This window comes from Bacteroidota bacterium, assembly GCA_016718825.1.
Lineage (GTDB): Bacteria > Bacteroidota > Bacteroidia > J057 > JADKCL01 > JADKCL01.
Genome location: JADKCL010000073.1, coordinates 189,289 through 212,075, shown reverse-complemented (window position 1 = coordinate 212,075; position 22,787 = coordinate 189,289). Strand labels below are relative to the sequence as shown.

The 22,787-nt window shown below is 52.5% G+C and carries 19 protein-coding genes; 13 read left to right on the top strand and 6 right to left on the bottom strand.

Annotated elements, in window-relative coordinates; translation table 11 throughout:
- The first annotated feature begins 718 nt into the window (after nt 1-718).
- The 5 genes from IPN95_32580 to IPN95_32560 all read left to right on the top strand — a co-directional run bounded on the left by IPN95_32580 (nt 719) and on the right by IPN95_32560 (nt 8,833).
- The gene (locus tag IPN95_32580) at nt 719-1,435 is read left to right on the top strand and encodes a hypothetical protein (protein MBK9454053.1); all 717 of its coding nucleotides are present in this window, start codon (nt 719-721) and stop codon (nt 1,433-1,435) included.
- A gap of 419 nt (nt 1,436-1,854) precedes the next feature.
- Nucleotides 1,855-3,303 carry a hypothetical protein gene (locus IPN95_32575; GenBank protein MBK9454052.1) on the top strand — a complete coding sequence of 483 codons (1,449 nt, stop codon included), beginning with the start codon at nt 1,855-1,857 and terminating at the stop codon, nt 3,301-3,303.
- A 204-nt stretch (nt 3,304-3,507) separates the two neighbouring features.
- Nucleotides 3,508-6,369 (top strand): carboxypeptidase regulatory-like domain-containing protein, encoded by a 2,862-nt coding sequence (locus IPN95_32570; protein ID MBK9454051.1) that lies wholly within the window; start codon nt 3,508-3,510, stop codon nt 6,367-6,369.
- 160 nt (nt 6,370-6,529) lie between these two features.
- Complete coding sequence (locus IPN95_32565) at nt 6,530-7,561, top strand: zinc-binding dehydrogenase (GenBank protein MBK9454050.1); 1,032 nt, start codon at nt 6,530-6,532, stop codon at nt 7,559-7,561.
- A 492-nt stretch (nt 7,562-8,053) separates the two neighbouring features.
- Nucleotides 8,054-8,833, top strand: coding sequence for a DUF1295 domain-containing protein (locus IPN95_32560; GenBank protein ID MBK9454049.1), 780 nt, complete (start codon nt 8,054-8,056; stop codon nt 8,831-8,833).
- Between the two features lie 22 nt (nt 8,834-8,855).
- Here the strand turns inward: IPN95_32560 and IPN95_32555 are convergent, their stop codons facing one another.
- Nucleotides 8,856-9,269, bottom strand: a complete 414-nt coding sequence (locus IPN95_32555; GenBank protein MBK9454048.1) for a hypothetical protein — start codon at nt 9,267-9,269, stop codon at nt 8,856-8,858.
- A gap of 2 nt (nt 9,270-9,271) precedes the next feature.
- A complete protein-coding gene (locus IPN95_32550) occupies nt 9,272-10,333 on the bottom strand; it encodes a hypothetical protein (protein ID MBK9454047.1) in 1,062 nt (353 codons plus the stop codon).
- A 311-nt stretch (nt 10,334-10,644) separates the two neighbouring features.
- Between IPN95_32550 and IPN95_32545 the strand changes: the two genes are divergently transcribed.
- Genes IPN95_32545 through IPN95_32530 form a run of 4 tightly spaced genes read left to right on the top strand, consistent with a single transcriptional unit; the run spans nt 10,645 to nt 14,122 of the window.
- A complete protein-coding gene (locus IPN95_32545) occupies nt 10,645-11,751 on the top strand; it encodes a TerC family protein (protein MBK9454046.1) in 1,107 nt (368 codons plus the stop codon).
- 10 nt (nt 11,752-11,761) lie between these two features.
- Complete coding sequence (locus IPN95_32540; protein ID MBK9454045.1) at nt 11,762-12,181, top strand: hypothetical protein; 420 nt, start codon at nt 11,762-11,764, stop codon at nt 12,179-12,181.
- Complete coding sequence (locus tag IPN95_32535; GenBank protein ID MBK9454044.1) at nt 12,178-12,729, top strand: RNA polymerase sigma factor; 552 nt, start codon at nt 12,178-12,180, stop codon at nt 12,727-12,729. Before IPN95_32540 ends, IPN95_32535 begins: the two co-directional genes overlap by 4 nt.
- Complete coding sequence (locus tag IPN95_32530; protein ID MBK9454043.1) at nt 12,713-14,122, top strand: hypothetical protein; 1,410 nt, start codon at nt 12,713-12,715, stop codon at nt 14,120-14,122. The genes IPN95_32535 and IPN95_32530 overlap by 17 nt, the downstream gene beginning before the upstream one ends.
- A 22-nt stretch (nt 14,123-14,144) precedes the next feature.
- Here the strand turns inward: IPN95_32530 and IPN95_32525 are convergent, their stop codons facing one another.
- Nucleotides 14,145-15,302: a T9SS type A sorting domain-containing protein gene (locus tag IPN95_32525; GenBank protein ID MBK9454042.1), complete on the bottom strand. Its 1,158-nt coding sequence runs from the start codon at nt 15,300-15,302 to the stop codon at nt 14,145-14,147.
- Nucleotides 15,303-15,445: 143 nt separating this feature from the next.
- Here IPN95_32525 and IPN95_32520 point away from each other — a divergent pair, with 143 nt between their 5' ends.
- Complete coding sequence (locus tag IPN95_32520) at nt 15,446-16,726, top strand: hypothetical protein (protein MBK9454041.1); 1,281 nt, start codon at nt 15,446-15,448, stop codon at nt 16,724-16,726.
- Between the two features lie 29 nt (nt 16,727-16,755).
- Nucleotides 16,756-17,517 carry a hypothetical protein gene (locus IPN95_32515; protein ID MBK9454040.1) on the top strand — a complete coding sequence of 254 codons (762 nt, stop codon included), beginning with the start codon at nt 16,756-16,758 and terminating at the stop codon, nt 17,515-17,517.
- Nucleotides 17,518-17,684: 167 nt separating this feature from the next.
- Here IPN95_32515 and IPN95_32510 read toward each other — a convergent pair whose 3' ends face one another.
- From IPN95_32510 to IPN95_32500, 3 genes are all read right to left on the bottom strand, one after another.
- Nucleotides 17,685-20,108 (bottom strand): transketolase, encoded by a 2,424-nt coding sequence (locus IPN95_32510; GenBank protein MBK9454039.1) that lies wholly within the window; start codon nt 20,106-20,108, stop codon nt 17,685-17,687.
- 140 nt (nt 20,109-20,248) lie between these two features.
- Nucleotides 20,249-20,518, bottom strand: a complete 270-nt coding sequence (locus tag IPN95_32505) for a hypothetical protein (GenBank protein ID MBK9454038.1) — start codon at nt 20,516-20,518, stop codon at nt 20,249-20,251.
- A 230-nt stretch (nt 20,519-20,748) separates the two neighbouring features.
- Entirely contained in the window at nt 20,749-21,486 is a 738-nt protein-coding gene (locus IPN95_32500; GenBank protein MBK9454037.1) for a penicillin-insensitive murein endopeptidase, read from the bottom strand.
- A 157-nt stretch (nt 21,487-21,643) separates the two neighbouring features.
- Here IPN95_32500 and IPN95_32495 point away from each other — a divergent pair, with 157 nt between their 5' ends.
- Together IPN95_32495 and IPN95_32490 are read left to right on the top strand one after the other, a co-directional pair.
- Nucleotides 21,644-21,913: a hypothetical protein gene (locus IPN95_32495; protein MBK9454036.1), complete on the top strand. Its 270-nt coding sequence runs from the start codon at nt 21,644-21,646 to the stop codon at nt 21,911-21,913.
- Nucleotides 21,910-22,671, top strand: a complete 762-nt coding sequence (locus tag IPN95_32490; protein MBK9454035.1) for an MBL fold metallo-hydrolase — start codon at nt 21,910-21,912, stop codon at nt 22,669-22,671. The genes IPN95_32495 and IPN95_32490 overlap by 4 nt, the downstream gene beginning before the upstream one ends.
- The last annotated feature ends 116 nt before the right edge of the window (nt 22,672-22,787 follow it).

Here is a 22,787-nt window from a genome sequence, read left to right as displayed (position 1 = left end):
TCCCAAATCTTGCGGCATGCGGCAAACAAAATCCGTTTCCACCAACCCCATCCAAATCGGCACCGCCGCCCCCTCATCCTCAAACCTTTTAGTCGAACTTCGCAGCCAGAGGCTGAAATGCAGCATCGGCGTTTCGGCGAGACGCCGACGCCTCATTCGGCAAAGCCGACCAATTCCCCTTCTCCAAAAGCAATACTTAAACCCCTCCCCAAAAGCGAAGCGATGGGGAGGGGCAGGGGAGAGGCGATAAAAATGGCAGCAAAGCCGCCAACAAAATCCCCAGCGCAGCAAAGCCACAAACCCCCGCTTCGCCGCCAACCCCAATCAGTCGCCGCCAAAGCGGAAAAACGGTGGGGACCCACCCAACCTCGGGCTACCACCCGAGGCTACCAACAGTCGGCACCTTCGGCGCGAAAAACAACAATTCCCCCATTAAAGACGAGGCACCGCGTCTCGCGAAGCGGCGTGCCTCGTCTCAGTCCAAGGTGTCAAAAACCAATACGTTATTCAGGAAATTCTGCAAATCCTGTAAATTAGCTTCGCTGATCTAAAGATTCTGATTCAGACACTCAATTCTCAATTCTCAATTCTCAATTACTCCATCAGCGCTCCAACCCCACTCCTAAGCACTCTCAACAAAACAAAAATTTCCCGATACCACGACGCAACCCTGGCATCCGTCCGCTGTCATTACCCAAAATCACCTTAAAACACGTTTATGAAAAAATTACTGAAATCTGCTTGGGTCTTGTTGACCTTGACCCTTGTCCTCTCCGCCTGCACCGAAAAGGAGGCTCCAACCGAACCGCAAATTCCCGTGGCCACCGGCGAAAGTTTCACCGCACGCTACGGAGTGCCACTCACCACCGGCCGCGCCAACGGTGAAAATCAAGTCGTCGATGTCGCACACGCCACCGCCACCAACGTCGCCGAATTGAAGCCGGTCATCACCAAAATCGTGCAAGATGCATTGGACGGCAAACTCGCCACCCATCCCGATGGGGACGAACCCAAGGACAAGGATCCGAAAACCCACCTGCAAGGTGTTGTCGCCCAAATGGCTGCCGATGGCCGTCCGGAACCAAAATTGGAAGACATGACCATCTCCCTGGAAGTCAATTACAACGGCGTGGCCACCAAGGGCAGCGCGCAATTGACACCTGCTTCCGTTGATTTGATTTGGGTCGATCCTGCTGAGACCTTGCCCGACTACCTCCTCTGTCGCATCTTCATGAAAGACCTCGCAGCCTACAACGTCCAACAAGGAGCAAAATCAATTCCCCTCGGCACCTATCTCCAAAGCCGCGCCTTTGAAAACTACCCCATCAACGTCGCCGCAGGAGACAACACCAAATTCATTAAGACCTTCGCCGAATCCACCAACATTCAGCAACTCCTGGACCAAGGCAAAATCTCCGAAATCATGAATCTCTAAACCCACTTTTCCATCTTCCCAAAAAGCGCAGCGGCACCGAAACCGTTGCGCTTTTTTTTGCTGTGCAAAATCAGCATTCAAAAACCCCAGCCCCCAGCTTGGTGCCTTGTCTTGCCTTTGCCGTGTCCGCCGAAGGAGGGTGGCAAGATTTCAAAACCCAGCTTGGTGCCTTCGTGTCCTTCGCCGTGTCCGCCGAAGGAGGGTGGCCAGAACTCAGCCCCAAATCCTTCCGGTCCAGAAAAGGAGTAATTCGATCTAATCAATTGATAAGTAGTGCAATAGATAAATTTGTTTACCCAAAATCAAAACACCCCGCTAAAGTTTAACGCATTGTTAACGCATCCATCACATGTCTCTGACAGCCTCCCCCCAACTTTGCATCAGAATTTCAGCCAATAGATTATTCGGCAAAAAAAATGATGAAAAAGCAATTCTCCTCCTTCCCAATGCTCATGGTGGCCATCCTCGGCCTCGGGCTTTTTGTATCTTCTTGCAAGAAAAAAGAAGGTTGCACCGACCCAACCTCACTCAACTACGATCCCGAAGCGGAAAAAGACAACGGTACCTGCGAGTACAGCAATGAAAACGTCATCACCGACGATGGCACAGGCGTAGGTACAACCACATGGACCAAAGACAAAGTCTACATCCTCGATGGATTCGTCTTCGTCAACAGCGGTCAAATCCTTACCATTGAAGCAGGTACGGTCATCAAAGGCCGCGCAGGTCAAGGCACCGATGCATCTGCACTTGTGGTTGCTCGTGGTGGCAAAATTGTCGCCCAAGGCACTGCCGCAAATCCGATCATCTTCACAGCAGAGCAAGACGACGTGACCAAATCAGACGACATTCCAGCAGGCGCAAGTGGCTTGTGGGGTGGTTTGATCGTGTTGGGCAATGCAGGCTTGAACAGCACCCCCGGCGAATCAGCCATTGAAGGCATTCCAACCACCGAAACCCGCGGCCTTTATGGCGGCAGCAATGATGCCGACAACAGCGGCACCTTGTCTTATGTATCCATCCGCTACGGCGGTACCGACATCGGCGCAGGCAACGAAATCAACGGCTTGACCTTTGGCGGCGTAGGCAGCGGCACCACCGTTGATCACATCGAGATCCTGAACAACCAAGACGATGGCGTCGAATTCTTTGGCGGCACGGTCAATGTCAAGTACTTGATCTCAGCATTCTGCGGAGACGACGCGATCGACTACGACGAAGGTTTCCGTGGAAAAGGCCAATATTGGTTTGCCATTACCGACGAAAGCCATGGCGACCGCGGTGGCGAGCACGACGGAGGCACCAATCCTGAAAACGGAAGCCCATTCGCTACGCCAACCATTTACAACGCAACCTATATCGGTGGCGGTGCAGCAGCAGGCAAGCGCGCCATTACGATGCGTGACAATGCAGGTGGCAAATACCACAACTCCATTTTCTACGACTACAGCAAAGGCATCGACATCGAATTGCTCAGCGATCCTGACAACAGCTACGCCCGTTATCAGGCAGGTGACTTGAAACTCGAAGGCAACGTCTTCTACAACATTGCCAGCAACAACGCCAGCAAAATGTTCACGATCACCATCGGCTCAGGTGTATTGCCAGGAGACTCTACGGCTGCTGCCGACGACTTGATCGCCTACTTCGGCACTGCCGGAAACACGGTCGTTGATCCGCAGTTTGTCAGCATCACACGTACCGTTGGCGGTAGCCTCAATCCAGCGCCGACCAATAGTGCTGTGCTGAGCGGTGCGACCCCGTCCGGCGACGTTTGGTTCACCCCGGCAACACACAAAGGTGCATTTGACGGAACCACCAATTGGCTCCTCGGATGGACCGGCTTGGATGCCCTCGGGTATCTCTAAGACAGCATTTGAGCATGTTTGAATAGGTATCGGGGCAATCTGAGGGTTGCCCCGATGCATTTTGGATCAAGGTCTGAAATCGGAATTGTGAACGAATTGTAAACAAATCCGCCAAGGGCTTAACGTAGATTTTGCTTGTTCATTATTCCCTAGTCACACCCTAAGCCGACCTTTGCACCAAGATTAGGATTACAACTGTATAGGATGAAAAAACTACTACTTTTGATCGTTACTTTCGCAGTGCTGGCGAATGTAGCCTTCGCGCAAACGGCCACCATCGCGGGTACAGTCAAAGACGCTGACAGCCAAGAAGCCCTTGTCGGTGCGACCATTCGCTTGCTCAAGGACAGTGTCATGGTCGCAGGGGCCTACACCGACGACGCCGGAGCCTATTCCGTGGAGGTTGCACCGGGAAATTATACCTTGGTTTGCACATATATCTCCTACAACAACAAAACAATTGACAACATTCAACTCACTGCTGGACAGTCATTGGTACAGGATGTGGTGATGGGAATGGATGTCAACGATGCCGGTGACAAGAACATCGTCGTGATCATGGACAAGGTGGTCAAAAACAACGAGGCGACCTTGATCAATATGCAGCGCAGATCTACCTCAGTCGTCGACGTGATTTCCCTGGAGCAGGTGCAGCGCACAGGTGATCAAGATGCCGGCGCAGCCATGAAGCGTGTGACTGGTGTCACCGTCGAAGGCGGCAAATACGTTTACGTACGCGGTTTGGGCGACCGTTACACCAAAACCTTGCTCAATGGCTCTGAGATTCCAAGCTTGGATCCAAACCGTAACTCGGTGCAGATGGACCTTTTTCCCGCGAATTTGATCGACAACATTGTTGTCTATAAAACCTTTACCCCAGACCTTCCTGGAAGCTTTACCGGCGGATTGGTCAAGATTTCAACCAAAGACTTTCCGCAGAAATTTTCCTTGAGCTACAACAGCAGCCTGGGCTTCAACACCAGCGCCTCCTTCCGCAATGATTTTCTTACAGGTCAGCGCGGCAATACCGATTGGTTGGGCATGGACGATGGCACCCGTGATCTGCCTGCTCCGTTGAGCAACAGCGGCTACATCCTTCCAGATCAGAGCTTTGCAGATCCGGTCAAGGCTGATGCCATCGAGCTGGCAACCAATGCTTTCTCGACACCGATGACACCCGAAGTATCCAATTCGTCACTCAACCACAGCCATGCATTTACGATTGGCGACCAGAAGAAATTGGGTGGAAAGCCATTTGGCTACGTGGTCGGTCTGAGCTACAACAAAACCGACAATTTCTTTGAAAATGCCGTGGAAGGCCGCTGGCAATTGGTGAGCAACATCGACCAAAGCAATGGCCTCAACAACCAGATTTACCTGACAGGCGATCAAGCAAGCAGGGAAGTCCTTTGGGGCGGTTTGGTCAATTTCTCTTGGCTGCCAAGCGTGAACCATCAGTTGAGCTTCAACTACATGCACAACCAAAGCGGCAACAGCAGTGCACGATTCTTGCAAGGTGACCTGATGCGCGATGACCCCAATATTGTGTTTCAAACAAGGGTCATCAGCTACACCGAGCGTGCATTGGACATGTTCCAATTGAAAGGTGACCATACCTTTGGTAAATTGAAGGCGGATTGGATCGGTGCATTTTCACATTCGGCACAAAACGAACCCGACTTGCGCTTTTTCTCCAATGACTACACCCGCGAAGACACGGTCTACGACATCCAAAGGGCCTTGTACAGCGCACCGAGCCGCTATTTCCGCAAGATGGAAGAGAATAACCTCGATGGCAAGGTTGGGTTTACACTGCCATTCAAGCAATGGTCAGGCCGCGAATCCAAATTCCAGTTCGGAGGCGCATATACCTACAAAGGCCGTGAATTTTATGAGCGTCGCTTCGAATATGTCAACGGTTCTCCGCAGACCATTCATTACGATGGCAATCCGGCAGCGTATTTTGGCGAAGAAAACCTCGGCGTGATCGGTACCGACAACAATGGCCTGTTTCAATATGGCAACTACATTACCGACGCCAGCGAATTGCGCAACAGCTACTCCGGAACACAAGGCATCGCCGCAGCCCACATGATGGTGGATATGCCCCTCATCGGCGAATTGCGCATGATTACGGGTGCCCGCATGGAAACCACGAGCATCGTGCTTACCAGCAAAGACACGCATTTGGACGCTGCCACCCTCAACAACCTCGATATTCTTCCTTCGGTCAACCTGATCTACGCGATGCGCCCACAGGCCATGCGCAATATCATGAACCTCCGTGGATGTTATTCACGCACCTTGGCTCGTCCTGTCTTCCGCGAATTGGCCCCGTATGCCAGCTTTGACTTCGTGGGTGACATGGTGCTCATCGGCAATCCTGACCTGCAACGCACGTTGATCGACAACCTCGACCTCCGTTGGGAATTGTATCCCTCGACGAGCGAATTGGTTTCTGTCAGCGCTTTTTACAAGAACTTCACCAACCCCATCGAATTGGTCATTAACCCGATGGCAGCCAACATCGAGGGCAACTACCGCAACGTGCCCAATGCATCGCTTGTTGGTGTCGAATTTGAATTCCGCAAGAATCTCGACTTCATTACGCCTGCCTTGAAAGATCTGCGTGCAAGCGGAAACATCACCCTGATCAAAAGCCGCCTCGATATCAGCCCCGACGAATTGGAGCAGATTCGCAGCCTCAATCCGAATGCTGAATCCACACGCGCCATGTTTGGCCAATCGCCTTACAGCTTGAATGGAGAATTGGCTTATACGAATGACTCCATCGGCTTCAATACCAGCATGAGCTTCAACGTATTTGGTCCACGTATCGCCGCAGTCAGCCGTGGCGGTACCCCGAACGTCTACGAGCAGCCACGTCCAACCCTTGACTTCTCCGTCGGCAAGCGTTTTGGCCCGATTGACATCCGTTTCAGGGCACGCAACCTTTTGGACCCTGAATACAAAAAAGTGCAGACCCTCAAGAATGTCGATTACATCTTCAGCAGTTACCGCATCGGCCGCACCTTCTCCTTGGGCGTGACCTATACGATTCAATAATATTTCAGTGATTTTGTTTCTGGAAAAGCCATTCTCCTGCAGAATGGCTTTTTCGTGAACGGATGTTTCGGAATGTCTTTTTTGTGATTTGAATTGGGGCCGTTGCTGAAGTTTTGTCTGACGAATGCGTTCTGAAGGCGAGGAAGCCCTATCTTGCACCATGCACAAAATCGTGATCCCAAAGCCCGGCGGATATGAGCGCCTGCTTTACCAGGAATTTCCTGACGTAACGCCCGCCGCGGGCGAAGTGGCCGTGGCTGTCGAAGCCGCCGGCGTCAACTATGCCGACTGCGCCGTGCGTTGGGGACTCTACGAAAGCGCCAAACGTTTTGTCGGTTATCCCATCACCCCCGGCTTCGAATTCGCAGGTAAAATCACCGCCCTCGGCGAAGGCGTGACAGGTTGGCAGATCGGTGACCCGGTTTTTGGCGTGCGCTTCTTCGGAGGTTATGCTTCGCAGCTCTGCACACCCGCCTACCAAGTTTTCCCCATGCCGCAAGGCTGGTCAATGGCAGACGCCGCCGGATTCCCCGCGGTCTTCTTCACCGCCTACCATGCCCTTTTCCAGCAAATGCGCCTCAAACCGGGCATGAAGATCCTCGTGCACAGCGCCGCAGGCGGCGTAGGAACGGCATTGCTCCAACTCGGCAAAGTCGCAGGCTGCGAAATGACCGGTGTCGTCGGCAGCAGCCACAAAACGGAAACGGCCAAAGCCTCGGGTGCGGACTTCGTGATCGACAAGTCCACGCAGGACCTCTGGAAAGAAGCGGAAAAGATTGCCCCGGAAGGCTTCGACGTCGTCCTAGACGCCAACGGCTACGCGACCCTGCGCGAGAGTTGGGCCCACGTGCGACCAACGGGGAAGCTCGTCATCTACGGCTTCCACACGATGCTCCCCAAATCCGGCGGAAAACTCAATTGGCCCAAGCTCATCTGGGGATGGCTCAAAACGCCAAGATTCAATCCCATTGACCTGCCCAACCAAAACAAAAGCATTGTGAGCTTTAACCTCAGCTTCCTCTTCAACCGCCGCGACCTCCTGGAAGAAGGCATGACCGACATGCTCCGCTGGATCGCCGAAGGCAAGCTCAAGCCACCCGTCACCCGCACATTCCCCCTCGCCCAAGCCGCAGAGGCCCACAAAGCCATCGAATCCGGCATGAGCGTAGGGAAGTTGATCCTAATCCCCTGAAGCCTTTTCTGAATCAGAATTTTCTGAATCACCGTGTGTTCAATTCAGCAGAATGCTTTCGCCGAAATCTGCCGGCAGATTAGCAAAGCTGGCATCCCTGAATAACACCAGTTGGAATTCAACCCAATCGAGAATGCCAGCTTGCCTGAATTCTGCCAAGGCTGGATTACAGGACCAACGTTGGAATTCAACACCCCAACTGATTCTTTAAATTCTGAGAATTCTGCCTTATCGTTTTTTGTTCTCCGCCTTCTTAGCCTCTTTGGCGGCTTTTTTCTCTTTTTCGTCCTTTGCAGGAGCTTTCTTTTCTTCCTTCTTCGCGCTTTTTTCCTTTGCCATTGTATTCGGGATTTAAGGGTTATTTCACCAAGTTAAATGCTTTTTCCAATATATGGTAGGTTTCCGTTAACTTCGGAGAGATGGTTTTTTCTGGTGGATTGACAACCAAGACATTGGAAAGATCAAATTGTAGCGGTCAAAGGAAAAAGCAAGATGGGCAGCATTGAAATCTACGGATGGGGATTCCTCGGAATCTGGGTCATGGTCACCCTGCTTTGGCTCCTGAGCATCCCCCTGCGCAACGTGAGCATCGTCGACATTTTCTGGGGAATGGGTTTTGTCCTCACGAATGGCTGGTATTACTGGGCAGGGGAGGGGAACCCCGAACGGAAGCTCCTGCTGCTGATCCTGGTAAGTATTTGGGGCCTTCGGCTTTCCATTTACCTTGCGTGGCGCAACCTGGGCAAGGGCGAAGACTTCCGTTATCAGCAATTCCGGAAAGACTACGGGGCGGATCGCTATTGGTGGCTGAGCTATTTTCAGGTTTTTCTGCTGCAAGGTCTGTTGATGGGCCTGATTGCGGTTCCGCTGGCATTTGGGCAGGGCGAATCACGGTTTGGATTGAATGCCTGGGACTACGTCGGCGCTGCTTTCTGGCTGATCGGATTTGTCTTCGAAGCCGGAGGTGACTGGCAATTGGCACGTTTTAAGGCGGATCCTGCCAACAAGGGTAAGGTCATGGACCGCGGATTCTGGCGCTACACCCGCCACCCCAACTACTTCGGGGATGCCGCGGTATGGTGGGGCTTTGGACTGATTGCCATCGGTGCCGGCGGCTATTGGGGCGTTTTGGGTTCGATCCTGATGACCGGACTGATTGTCAAGGTCTCCGGCGTCGCACTCCTTGAAAAGAGCCTCAAAACCCAAAAGCCGCAGTATGCGGAATACATTCGCAAGACAAGTGCCTTCTTCCCTTGGTTTCCGAAGAAATGAGGGCCAATCAAACGAAACGCACCTATTCGCAGACGACATTCTCCAGCGCGTCCCGGAAAATGTTCGTGCTTTTCAGGTATTCGGGATCCAAGTCAAATGCAACGGTCTGCCCAACCGTTTGCCAACAAGCCGGAATCTCCTCGGATTCGTCGTGGTAAATCTGCAAGGTTGCCGGTAGTTCGGCGGATGCGGGTTGCACGGTCACGACGCTTTTGGCAAACGTGGCAAAGCCTCCGCCATCATAGTGGTCACGCATGGCGTTGGGAGTATATTCCGTGATTGTTCCTTTTACTGCGATCATAGTCGAATCTGTTTTTTGAATTTCCGTGCGGGTCTGCCGCGGCTTGCAAGCTGCCAAGCTCAACAGGATCCAGCCGCTGCCGAGCAACAGCAATAGTCCTGCGGAAAAAACCTGCAAACGCTTGCTGCCAACCATATTTAAGGTAATTGCCAGGATCCAGTCTGCTTTTCACCCTCGTACCAGCGGTCAAGCCGCGTTTTGTCCTTCGGATTGTAGTGCGAAGAATTTTGGATCTCATTGTTGATGAAGTCCCGGTCCACCGTCCCATCCGCCTTCCGGTAGCCCGGTTTCGTTTCCGGCAGCCCCTGTTTGATCATCATTTCCTCGGTCTTCACCCGCACCTCAACCTCCTCGTCCAAATAGGGAAGGTTTTGTTCGCCCACCACTTTGTGTTGCACTTCGTGGTACATCGTCGTCACGGCCTGCTCCACACTCAATGCCGAATTGATCCGGATCGTATTCCCGTCGGTATTTCCGCGTAGGCTGCCTGACAAATCCTTGATTTCAATGGACTTGTCTTTTTTCATCTGCCATTTGTCAAATGCCTTGTCAAACGTCACGATCGAAATGCCGCGTCCATTGATTTCATTGATGGCGGTGAGTTCGTTGTGGCGCAGAAACCATTCCATGATCTTGTCCTTCCAATCGAAATTGGCCTCGCTGCCGAGTTCTTGCAGTTTCAGCAGCAGCCAGCGATCCAGCGTCTGCGTGGTGGTGATCTTATGGATGGATTTGGTGAGGTGGGCGTTTTTGGCCTGCGCCCCAGCCTCTGTACGCAGGATGGTCTTGACGCCTTCCAGACCTGTACAGCCGGCAAACGGACGCATCTCGCGTTCCACCCTCAAATGAATCGGCCAGTCTTTTTCGTCCCCGTAGTCGGCCATGATCATTGCCAGCCAATGGTCATCGCCGGTCAGGTTCTGATCGATCCATTTATAGACGTCCATGTCGCAGACATTGATCTTGCGGAGTTCGGCAAAGTAGGCGTCGCGTCCCTGCTCTTTGTAGATTTTGGCAAGTTTCTCCGACCAGGCACTGCGTTGCACCACCGGACCTGCTGCAGCAAGTTGAGCCGGATTGGAAGCTTCCAGTTGAAATGCGGGCGGTTTCAGGGCATTGGAAGCAGGCGCCTTGGACGAAGGGCCTTCGGCAGTCTCCGCTTGTGACTGCTTGGCTTGGACAGGGGGGATTTTTTCCATCTTAGAGGGGTGTGAGACAGCGAAGTTACGGGGTTTTGGGCAGATATTCACCCAAATTGACAAGAATCATTCGAAATGGAACGATAGGGGCAATGGCAGCCTGTTTCAAAAATAAAAACGAGCTTTTGAGGTTTTAATGGAGAATCCTCATTCACAGTCGCGTATCACGAAGCCCGCGCGGCAACCTTCTGGGATCATAGCCCTCCCTGAAGGCGTGGACTGCAACAAAATGGGGCGGAAAACGTTGGTAATCCACCTGAAAGCCGTAAACTTGCAGGCCTTTTGGAAATGTTGAATATTCACTAAAGCGAATGGAAGATACACTGTTAACCAAGACACTCTCGCAAGCTGCTGCGAGCGTCGGTCATCATGAAAAATTGATGTCCCATCCGATGGTCATTGTCATATTTGGGGTGATCGTACTCCTGATGTTGGCGCTTGACCTCGGCGTTTTTAACAAAAAAAGCCACATTGTCTCCACCAAGGAGGCCGGTATTTGGACCATGGTTTGGATCAGCCTTTCCATGGCTTTCAGCGCCTTCCTTTATTGGAGTGCTGATGCACAGACCTTTACCGAGTTCCAGACCGCTTACTGGATCGAAAAGGCGCTCTCGGTCGACAATCTCTTCGTCTTTATCCTCGTCTTCGGTTATTTCAACGTCGCCCGTGAAAACCACCACCGCGTGCTGTTTTGGGGGATTATCGGAGCCTTGGTCTTGCGAGCGATCTTCATTTTCTCCGGCGTCGGGCTCATCAACCTGACCTATATTCCGGATTTCTGGATCTTCAGCAACCAAGGACATAACCCCGGAGACATCGTCGACGGCCATGAGTGGCATCAGCATAGGCTCAACATCTTGATGACCTTGTTTGGCGCCTTCTTGATCTTTGCAGGTATCAAAAGTGCCTTTGCAAAGGACGACGACGAGGAAAAAGACTTCAGCAAAAGCCCTGGCGCACGATTGGTGCACCGCTTCTTCAAAGTCAGCAAGGAGTTCAACGGCGACCGTTTCTTCACGATCGAGAACGGAATCAAACTTGCGACACCCTTGTTGGTCGTGGTAGCCGTCATCGAATTCACCGACTTGCTATTTGCTGTGGACTCGATCCCGGCGATTTTCGCTGTGTCCAATGACCCTGTGGTGTTGTACATGTCCAACATCTTCGCGATCCTCGGTTTGCGCTCGATGTACTTCCTGTTGAGCAACTTCATGCACATGTTCAGCAAGCTGAAATATGGCTTGGCCGTGATTTTGAGCTTTATCGGTCTCAAAATGGTGGTCGCTCCGCTTTTCCACATGGAAAGCTGGGTCTCCTTGCTCATCGTCGGCAGCGTCTTGATTCTGTCGGTGGTCGCCTCCTTGCTTTTCCCTGAAAAGCCAGACGACGAAGAAGGCGGCGAAAAAGAAGCAGCCTAAAAATTGAGAATTGAGAATTGAAAATGGACAATGGGCTGCGGCACATTGTCCATTTTCGTTTTTGAAACGCATGATCGTTCCATCGCCAATTGGCGAAAGCGCCATTGGAAAACCACTCCACACCCCGCCAACCGCGGCGAGATCCGCTTACCTTGATGGCTTTGATTCTCCATTAGCTTCGCTGATTGCTTATTGGCGTTCTTTTTTCAAAGGCATTCATGATGTGCTGCGCAGTTGCTTCGCAATTGGCTGCGCCGACCTTCAATTCTCAATTAGCTTCGCTGAACCCTTCGGGTTTCTCAATTCTCAATTCTCAATTCTCAATTCTCAATTCTCAATTCTCAATTCTCAATTCTCAATTCCATTCCAACCTTTTCTTAAATTGTTGCATCAGAATGTACAACTGCGGTTTGCAGGGGCGACGCAATGACGGATAGCGAATTGATAGTCGGCTGCTTGGATGGCTCCCGGAGGCACCAAAAAGCACTTTACGACCGGTATTCACCCTATATGATGGGTGTATGCATGCGCTATGCGTCGAGTCAGGCGGAAGCCGAAGATTTGCTGCAGGATGGTTTTGTGACCGTTTTTCGCAAGTTGGGAAGCTTTGAAGGTCGTGGCGAATTGGGCGCTTGGATGCGTCGGATTTTCCTGAACACCGCCCTGATGAACTTCCGCAAGCAGAAGCATATCCAACAACAAATGGAGTTGGATGCGGTCAAGCAGGTCGCGGATGCCGGTGAAGATCCGTTTTCGGCAGTTTCAGCGGCCGAATTGATGGGTATGATGCAGCTTTTGCCTGCAGGTTCCCGGATGGTGTTTAACCTCTACGCCGTGGAAGGCTTTGAGCATCATGAGATTGCCGAACAGCTCGGCATCTCGGTCGGGACAAGCAAATCGCAGTACAGCCGGGCAAGATCATTGCTCAAGGAACGATTGGAAAAGGAAGAAAGGAGGGTTCGTGGAACTACATTCTGAGAATAAAGGCCGTTTGGGCGACAAATTTGAGGGTTTTCAGCATCCGCCGAGCGATGCCGTCTGGGACCGCATCGCGGCCACGCCGACCGACCGGCCCTTGGGCGCGCGCTTCCGCATGTTTGCAGTCGTGCCCAACCCCCGCGTTTGGCGTAGGATAGCCGCACAATTGCAGCCGCAGCAGCGGCGCAGCACCGTGATTTGGTGGAGTGCAGCCGCAGGCATCGCCCTCTTGCTCGGATTCTACTTGCTTCAGCCCGCCGCCGAAACCCCATTCGCCAAGAACTTTGCCGTCCGGAATACCCCAGAGTGGTCAACGCGACCGCTGATGGATAGCGGTTCTGCAAACGGAACGGTGGTATCCCCTCTCAATTCGGATTCCTACCAAAAGTCCGATCAGAATTCTTTCGCATTTACACAACCGCACCCAATACGTAGGGTTCCTTTTCGACCAAGGTTGATCGACGACTTGGAAAATGGCGTTCTGGGATCCGCAGTGCCTGCCGACTTTGGCCATGGACAATCTGGGAATTCCATGGCAAGCACGGAGGTCCTCAAAAGGGAGAAACTCAGTACGGTGCCTTCCCGAAAAGCAAATCTGCTCAGCGGATCCAAAGACGAAACCTACCGCCGCATTCTTTTTTGGCAGACGCTTGAGCAAGAAATGGAAATGCAACAGCAGGCGGAAAATGCGCTTTTGGCTGAGGATTTGAAACAACAGAACGCCGATTTACCTACCTTTTCGGCTCAGGCCGGCTCCAACCTTGCTGCCGGGACTGGAACGTTTGATTTGGCAATGAATGCAGATAACTTTCCGGAATTAGACCTGAACATGACCCCACTTTCGTTGAACGGATCAAGTCAAAACCTCTCATCGGGTGAATCTTCGGTTTTGGAGGAAAAATACCAGACCCCCTTGGTGTTTGGAGCCTTCCTCGATCGGCATATCGCAAAAGGTTTTGGCGTCACTGGAGGATTGGTTTACAGCAGGTTGCAAAGTACGGTCCAAGCTACTGGAGCCAACTTTTCGCAAGAAATGGCCTTGACCAGGCAGTTTTTAGGGCTCGCCGCAGGTGGAACCTATACTTTGCCCTTGGGCAAGCATTTTGCGACTTACGCCAGCGCGGGCGTGCAGTTTGACCAGGGATTGGGACGCCATCGCGTGCTTTCGACGCGGGTAGATGGGACCTTGGTTTCCAAAGTGGAGGATCGCAGCAACAATGGCCAACAAATGAGCGCCAATTTGGGCCTTGGCATTCGTTACAACATCCTCAAACGCGTCGGATTGTATGCGCAGGGCACGGCGGCACATTCCTTCTGGCAATCGGAGCAGAATCTCTGGACGACGAAGGAGATTTGGCCCATGATGCAAGTCGGGGTGCGGGTCAATCTCTAGGCCTCACCGTCTTCGAATGGTTTTATTCGACAATCCACTTGCAAATGGCGGACTTCGCACCAATTTGAAGGCGGAGCAGGTACATACCCGAAACAAGCTTTTCACTGGGCAACGGCAATGCATTCAGACCACCTTGGACAATCCATTCGGATTCATCGAGCACCCTGCCCGCCATGTCCAAGATTTGATAAACCGCACGTCCTTCCGCGTCGGAATAGAACATCGCCTCCCCAAGATTGCCCTGCTGCACCGGATTGGGTTTGACAGTCAGGTGCAAAGCTGCTTCGGAAACCACAGTCGCCTCAACCACAGGGCTTAAAGCTTCAAGTCCCTCTTGGTCGATTGAGCGAATGCGGTAATAGATCTGATCCCCCAAGGGTAATCCGCGCACAGGATCGTTGAATTGATACAAATGTCCTTCTTCACCTGCGCCTACCGAGGCGACACGACCCACCTCCTCAAAATGTTGTCCATTCTGTGACCGTTCGACGGCATGCCATTGGTAATTGGTTTCATCCTGAATGTGCCATTGCAGGTGAATGCGGTCTCCATGGGGGAATGCCTGCAAGTCGGAAAATGCCATCGGCAAAATCACAGCAGTGCAGGCCAAGAACATCCCGGAGCCGACGTTATTGTGAAAATAGACAAAGGTATGCCCCGAGCTGCCGGCAGTGGCTGTAAAACTGATCGTCGAATTGGTCCATGCAGTGCCGACGCCGGGAATTTGGCCATAGGAAGTCCCAAAAGAGCCGCCCGTATTGGTATAGAGTGTAGGCCTGAAGTTTCCATTCTGCCCGGTACCATGCGAAACTCGCTGAAATGCAAAGGTATAAGTGGTTCCTGTAACAATCGGCGAAGTCAAACGCAGGCCAAATCCTTCGCCGCCGGTCGTCCAGACGGTGCCGTCTCCGCTCCAGATCGCGCGCGTGTTCACAATTGCGCCCGGAGGAGCTAGCGTGATGTTGGCACCTCCCCATCCACCCGTCCATGCCGCCCCGGTCCAACGCAAGAGGTCCGCATTGTTGTTACTGACATTGGCGGTTCCCGCGAACGAAGTCCCAACCGTCGGAGAGGTGAAGCATGCATCCAGAAATGGCTGCGCAACCGCTTCCGATACGAGGAAGCCTTGAAACGCAAACAACAGAAGACCAGAAAGATAGAAATGAACTGAAGACCGCATCGAATCACATTTTTTGAACCCAAAAGATAGGGATTTTGAAGCCGATCAACAAATTTTCAAGAAAAGTGATGTTGGCATTCCAACCCATTCGAATTGCACTGCATCAATCGGGTATAATTCAGAAAAAACAACAACATTTGAATATGCAACGTCTGAAGTTTGTTTTCCCCACTTTGCTCCTTCTTCTTGTGATCGTTTCCGGCTGCGCCGACAAAACCACAAGGTCTTTTCTCGCCAATACACCGGTGTATACACCTACCGAAACTTGGCGTGCCCAGGCCTTTACTTTTGAGGCGACAAGGGCGCTCAAAACACCCGGTAAAATTTACTTGTATAACAACCTCTTGCTCGTCAATGAGTTTTTGGAGGGTGTGCACTTCTACGACAATTCCAATCCGGCAAGTCCCATCGAACTCGGCTTCCTGCCCGTTCATGCCAATCAGGACCTTGCCGTGCGCAACAACATCCTTTACGTCGACAGCTACACAGACCTTTTGTCGTTTGACATCAGCGATCCCAGGCATCCCAATTTCCTGACGCGCCTGAACAATATCTTTGCTTTCAACAACTATGTCTTCATGGAAGACTTTGATCCCAACTATCCGATGGTGGAAATCGACCCCAACCAAGGGGTGGTGACGGGATGGATCGTCGAGGAAACCACCACTGAAGTCGTGAATTACGGTCGCGGTGGAATGATGGAAGACATGTTGATGTCCAATTCAGGCGGCGCAGGCCCCCTTGCAAACAGCAACTTCGCCAACGGCAACGGCCTCGGTGGCTCCACAGCAAGATTCACGATCTTTGAGCAATACCTTTATACCTTGGAAAACTTCGAATTGGGTGTTTTTGACATTCAGGATGGATTGGTTCACCTGCGTGACATTGGACTCACGATGAGTTCCGAAACACTTTTTCCCGCCGACGGATATCTCTACATCGGCACGACAACCGGCATGTTGATCTACAACCTCAGCAATGCGGCAAGTCCAACCTTTGTCAGCAGCTATGCACACATGACTTCTTGCGATCCAGTGGTCGTCCAAGGTGACAAGGCGTTTGTGACTTTGCGTTCGGGTAATTTCTGCGCCGGCAATGTCAATACGCTGCAAGTCATCGATTTGAGTGATATGTCGCAGCCGACATTGCTCTATGATTTCCCGATGACCAATCCCAACGGTTTGGGCGTTGATGCCAATACATTGTTCCTCTGCGATGGCGCCGATGGGCTCAAAGTGTTTGACAAAACGGATTTGAGCACCATCAACCAGCATCTCATCAGTCAATTTTCTGGCATCACCGCCACGGACGTGATCCCCAACAACCAGGTTCTCTTGATGACAAGCGCCGAGGGAATCTACCAATACAGCTATGCTGATTTGCAGAATATCACGCAATTGAGTGTGATTCCAGTACAGCATTGATTCGAATACCACCCTCAATACCCAATTCCATGAAGACGACGAAAATTTTAGGACTGTTTGCTTTGCTTCTTATGGCCGGATTTGTTGCCCAAGCTCAAAATGATGTGATCAGGCTCAAAAACGGCTCCTTCATCCGTGGAACGATCATCGAGTATATTGCCGGTGACCACGTGAAGATCAAGACGGAAGAAGGCAAAATCTACGAATTCCCAGCTTCGGAATTGGCGCGCGCGGAGACTGAGAGCAAAAGCATCCCCAAGACCTATGCTGTCAAAACGAAGGGCTATTACAACATCACGAGCGTCGGGATGATGTTTGGCAACAAGTACGGCATCAACGTGAATCCGGGGCTTTACACCGTCAATGGTTGGCAGTGGAATGAGCACTTGATGACGGGCCTTGGTCTTGGCATCGAATACGTGGAATACGGAGGCAAGTTCCCCATCACGGCTGATGTGCGATACAATCTGATCAAGGGCAATGTCACGCCATGGGTCGGCATCCTGGGCGGCTACACCGCCGCCAACAAAGGGCAGATGTACTATGATTGGTGGGGTTCCCCATCGGTCATCCGGAACTACGGAGGTATCACGACCGGCGCCAATTTCGGCATCCGTGCCTACTGCGGCCCGCACGTGGGTATCACCGCGAATATTGGATACCGCTTCCAAAAGCTGAAGGCGAGGTACAACGAGACCTTCTGGAATGGATTTGAAGAAGTGACCCACGAAGTCACCTCCAAAACCTACCTCAATCGCTTTGCGATGGGTTTCGGGTTGCTCTTCAACTAAAAAGTTTTGTAGTCAAGATTGCAAGAATAGCCGTCGGCCTTCCTGGAAATGGGGGGTCGACGGTGTTTTTTTGGGCTATGGAAAAAAGCGAAATGCAAGCATCCAACGGACAATGCCATCAGATTTGAGTACGGTTAGCAGCTTAATTCAGCCCTGAAAATCCGGGACTACCGGTAGAAAATCGGGAACCGCGCTGGATCAGCCTCGTGCATCATGTCATAGACGCATTCGAAGATATCCTCGACATTGGGTTTGCTCCAGTAGTCGCCATCGGAGCCGTAGGCTGGACGGTGGGGCTGCGCAGCCAAAGTGCGCGGCTCGCTGTCGAGCCAATAATAGCCGCCTTGCTTTTCCAGCACTTCTTGCATCATATAGCTCGTGATGCCACCCGGAACGTCCTCGTCCAGGAACAAAATGCGGTTCGTCTTCTTCAAGCTCTCGACGATCCTGTGCTCCAAGTCAAATGGCAACAAAGTCTGCACATCGATCAATTCCATCTCGATGCCACAAGCGGAAAGCATTTCTGCAGCTTCCATCGTCAGGCGACAAAGCGGACCGTAGGTCACCACCGTAATGTCGCTGCCTTTGCGCAGCACTTCGGGATAACCCAATTGAATCGTGTATTCGCCGATGTTGTCCGGCATCAGCTCCTTTTGACGGTAGCCGTTCAGCACTTCTACAATGATGCCGGGTTCGTCGCTCTGCAACAAGGTATTGTACATGCCGGCAGCCTGCACAAAGTTGCGCGGTACGCAGACATGGATGCCACGTACCAAGTGCACGACGCCCGCCATGGGCGAACCGGAATGCCAAACGCCTTCGAGGCGATGCCCGCGTGTGGTGATGATCACCGGCGCCTTTTGGCCGCCTTTGGTGCGCCAGCTCAACGTCGCGAGGTCATCGCTCAGGATTTGCAGGGCATACAGGATATAGTCCAAATATTGGATTTCCGCAATGGGCCGCAATCCGCGCATCGCCATGCCGATCGCTTGACCGATGATGGTGCATTCGCGAATGCCCGTATCGTTGACGCGCAAGGTTCCGTATTTGGCCTGCATTCCCATCAAGGTTTGGTTCACCCCGCCGATGCCGCCGACATCCTCCCCAAAGACAAAAATCCGGGGATCACGTCCCAAGGCGATGTCAAAAAAGCGGTTGATGACTTCGTAGCCGCTTAAGGTCGGCGAACTTTCACTAAACGTTGGCGCGACGGCGGGTACGTGCCGCACGGCCTCGCGGGTTTCGCTGTGCAAGTGGCTGCTAAATGCTTCATATTGAAGGGCATTCAGCTCGCGTTTCCATTCCAGCAGCTTTTGACGTTCGGGACCGGCTTCGTCGCGGGTTGCGAGAATCACCTTTTGCGCGGCAATCATCAGGTCGCGGTACAGCGGATCAATCGCCGAAGTCAACCCGTTTTTGATCTCCAAAACACGTGTTGCATGCTTCGAGTAAGCAGCGATGCTGTCAAACAGGCCAACCAAGTATTCAATATGGCGCTTGATCGGGGCGCAGAAGTCGCTCCAAGCATCCTTTTGCCAATTGCGGACCAGTTTTTTGTCTTCAGCTTCGATGGCGTCCATTTCCTCAGCGGTGGAGATGCCGTTGGCAATCATCCATTCGCGCATTTTTTTGATGCCGTCGAAATCATCCTCCCATTGGAGGCGCTCCTTGCTTTTGTAGCGTTCGTGGCTGCCTGAGGTCGAATGGCCTTGGGGTTGCGTCACGTCGATCACGTGCACGATCACCGGCACATGCTCCTCGCGGGCGAGGCGCGCTGCTTCCTGATAGGTGTCGACCAGGGCGACATAGTCCCAAGCACGGACGGTAAAGATTTCGTAGCCGCCTTCAAATCCTTCGCGCCGCTGAAAGCCACGCAACAATTCGCCGACATTGTCTTTGGTATGCTGGAATTTGTTGGGAACGGAGATGCCGTAACCGTCGTCCCAGATGGACATGACGACCGGAGCATTGAGCACGCCCATGGCGTTGATGGCTTCCCAAAACATGCCTTCGGCCGCGCTTGCGTTGCCGATCGTGCCCCAAGCAACTTCGTTGCCGTTGTGGCTGAAGTTGGTGAATTGCTGAAGATCAGCGACTTGGCGATAAAGCACGGAAGCATAGGCCAAGCCCACCAAACGCGGCATTTGTGAACCGGTAGGGGAGACGTCGGCGCTGCAATTGGCCATCTCGGTGAGATTTTTCCAAGTGCCGTCGTGGTTGAGGCTACGCGTAGCAAAGTGGCCATTCATTTGACGTCCACCCGAGGCGGGTTCCTTTTCGAGGTCCGTATCGGAATAGAGTTGCGCAAAAAATTCCTTGACATTGCTGTAGCCGAGGGCAAATGCCATGGTTTGGTCGCGGTAGTAGCCGGATCGGAAGTCGCCATTGGCAAAGGAATGGGCCAAGGCAACCTGTGCGATTTCCTTGCCATCGCCAAAAATGCCGAACTTGGCCTTGCCCGTGAGCACTTCCTTGCGGCCGAGATAGCTCGCTTGGCGGCTCTGATGCGCTATCCGAAAGTCGTTCAGGATCACATCCTTGGAAAATGGAATTGCTCCCTTTGTGCTCTCCTGACTGGCTACTTTTCCCATACTACTTCATTAGAATGATGGGCAAAAATAGGGATTTTGACACGGGAAACAAAGAAGGGGCGCCGAGGGCGAAGACGGGGACGGGTTGAGGGGACGGAGTCCGGTGCGAAGCAGACCGGTGCGTTTTGGGGTTTGCCAGTTCAGTTGTGTTGTTCGGGGTCGCCGTCCAATTCTGGAATGCGGTCCACGCGGGAGAGTAGGTTCATTGTACCGCCGCGTTTCCAAGCCCGGGTAGCGAAGATGGCACCGACCACGAATCCGATGGTGGTGAGGGCAATGGCCGTCACGAGGCCCCAAGGAGCATCCATCCCGAAATAGCAAAATGCGCCGATCAATGCACCGATACCCGTTGGGGAAATCGCAATGCCGATCCATCCGACAATTTCAAATAGTGTTTCGAAAAATTTCATGCTTCTCGGGACCTTAAGGTGTAGGTGCAATTCCTCAACTCCACCTGTACGCAGAAAGGTCGGATTTTGTTGCTCGGGGGAAGTTCTTAGGCCGAAAGTGGAAAAAAAAACCACCCACCCCAACAACCCTCCCTGCCCGCCGCTGCGGGCCGCCCCCCCACCGCCCCAGCTCGGGCCCCCCCCAGGGCCCCGGGGGGACCCCTTTTCTTTTCCAAGGGATTCCCCCCCCGTCACAACAACCCAAAATCCACATGATAATGGTTGTCGTGCAGCCCGTTGATCAGGCTCGTGAGTTCCGAGGCGAGGTAGATGCCGCTGTTTTTCAGGAGCTTGCCATGCGGGGTGGCGAAAAGTTCGTCCTTGAATTCCAGTTTGAGGATGACTTTGGTGATTTTGAGTTGATGCGCCTTGGCGGTTTGTTGGAGCAGCAGCAGGTGTTGTGCCACAAGGTCGAGGTCGGCATGAATGCTCGTATCGCCCAGATAGCGGGCATTGGCATCAAATTCGAGGAGGTAATGCTCCAATCCGATGGTGTCGAGGCCGTAGAAGGCTTGCCCATTTTGGCGCATGGGCATCATAAAATCGATGCTGAGGCCATTTTGGTGGGTGCGGTGGGGCCAGATTTTGCCGCCTTTTTCATTGGAGCATTCCATCATTCCCAAAACGCGGCCCGGAACCAGTGTATCGAGCGCGGCGTAGGCTGCGAGCGTCGCGTCCCGTACGCGTTCGTGCACCCATGCGCGACCGCTGACATAGCTCAGCGTGTCAAAGTAGCTGAAGTTGGTACCTTGGTAAGGAAAGAGCCGCCCACTTTGCAGGCTGCCCTTCGACACGGTTCCGACGGCCTTGCTCGATGCCTCAGGATCCGGATGGGCTTGCTGATAGGCCAAGACATTCGCTGGAAGGGGATTTTGACCGAAAACGACGAGCGAAAAGAGCAAAGGAAATGGAAGCAAGAGAATTTTCATCCGCTAAAACTAAGGACTCCCTTACGGATGGATTGTTAAAGTATGCTAAGCCGGTAAGTGGCGTTTGATTCGAAGTTTAGAACATAGAAATGCATTCCCCGACCTTGTTTACACCCGTGTCAATCCCTAACTTCGCCATTCGGCAAAGTCGCGGTCAGTGAAACCCACAAAACAACTTCAGGAAAAGCTCGAGGCACTCTTCAAAGTGCTCGAATTCAAGGTGCGCTATGAAAAAGGCAGCTTCAAAAGCGGCTATTGCATCATCGAGGAGCAGAATGTCGTCGTGATCAACAAGTTTTTCCCGATGGAAAGCAAGGTCGGCGCCCTGATCGAGATTCTGCGGCAAGTCGAGGTGGATGAAACCAAACTCGACGAAAACGAACGCAAGCTCCTCCACAAAGTCAGACAAACCGAAATTCAGCTGTGAAACTCACCTTCCTTGGAACGGGCACTTCGCAAGGCATTCCCGTGATCGCCTGTGATTGCGAGGTTTGCACCTCCGACGACCCCAAAGACGACCGTCTGCGTGCCTCGGTGATGCTTGAGGTCGATGGAAAGGTCTTCGTGATCGACACGGGACCCGATTTCCGGCAGCAAATGTTGCGTTCAGGTGTTCGGCGCCTCGATGCCGTCGTATTTACGCATCCACACAAGGACCATATCGCCGGGATGGACGACATTCGGGCCTTCAACTTCCGACAGAAGGCCGATATTGACATCTATGCCAATTCGATGACGCTCAAGGGACTCGAGCGGGAATTTTACTATGTCTTCGAGGAAGAGAAATATCCCGGCGTGCCGGGTGTCAACGTGCATATCATCACCGAGGAGCCCTTTTTGGTCGACGGAATTGAATTCATTCCGATTCCTGTTTTGCATTACCGCATGCCTGTGCTGGGTTTCCGCGTGGACGACATCGCCTATATCACGGACGCCAATTTCATTTCGGAAGAGAGCAAGGCCAAGTTGAAGGGCCTGAAGGTCCTCGTGTTAAATGCTTTGCGCAGGACCTCGCATTTGTCCCATTTTACATTGGACCAAGCGGTGGAATTGGCCCAGGAATTGGGCGCCGACCAGACATACTTTACCCATATGAGCCATTTGCTCGGCCGACACGAAGAAGTCGCGCTGGAATTGCCGGCTGGCATTCAACTGGCATACGATGGGTTGAGTGTGGAAGTCTAGCTGTGTGCGATCAGCTTATGCTAACCTCAGTTCTGGATTTCAAACAGTTTCCAATTACGAACGATAGGATATAACCAATTGGTTTTCAAATGCGTCGTGTAGGGACAGGTCGCGAC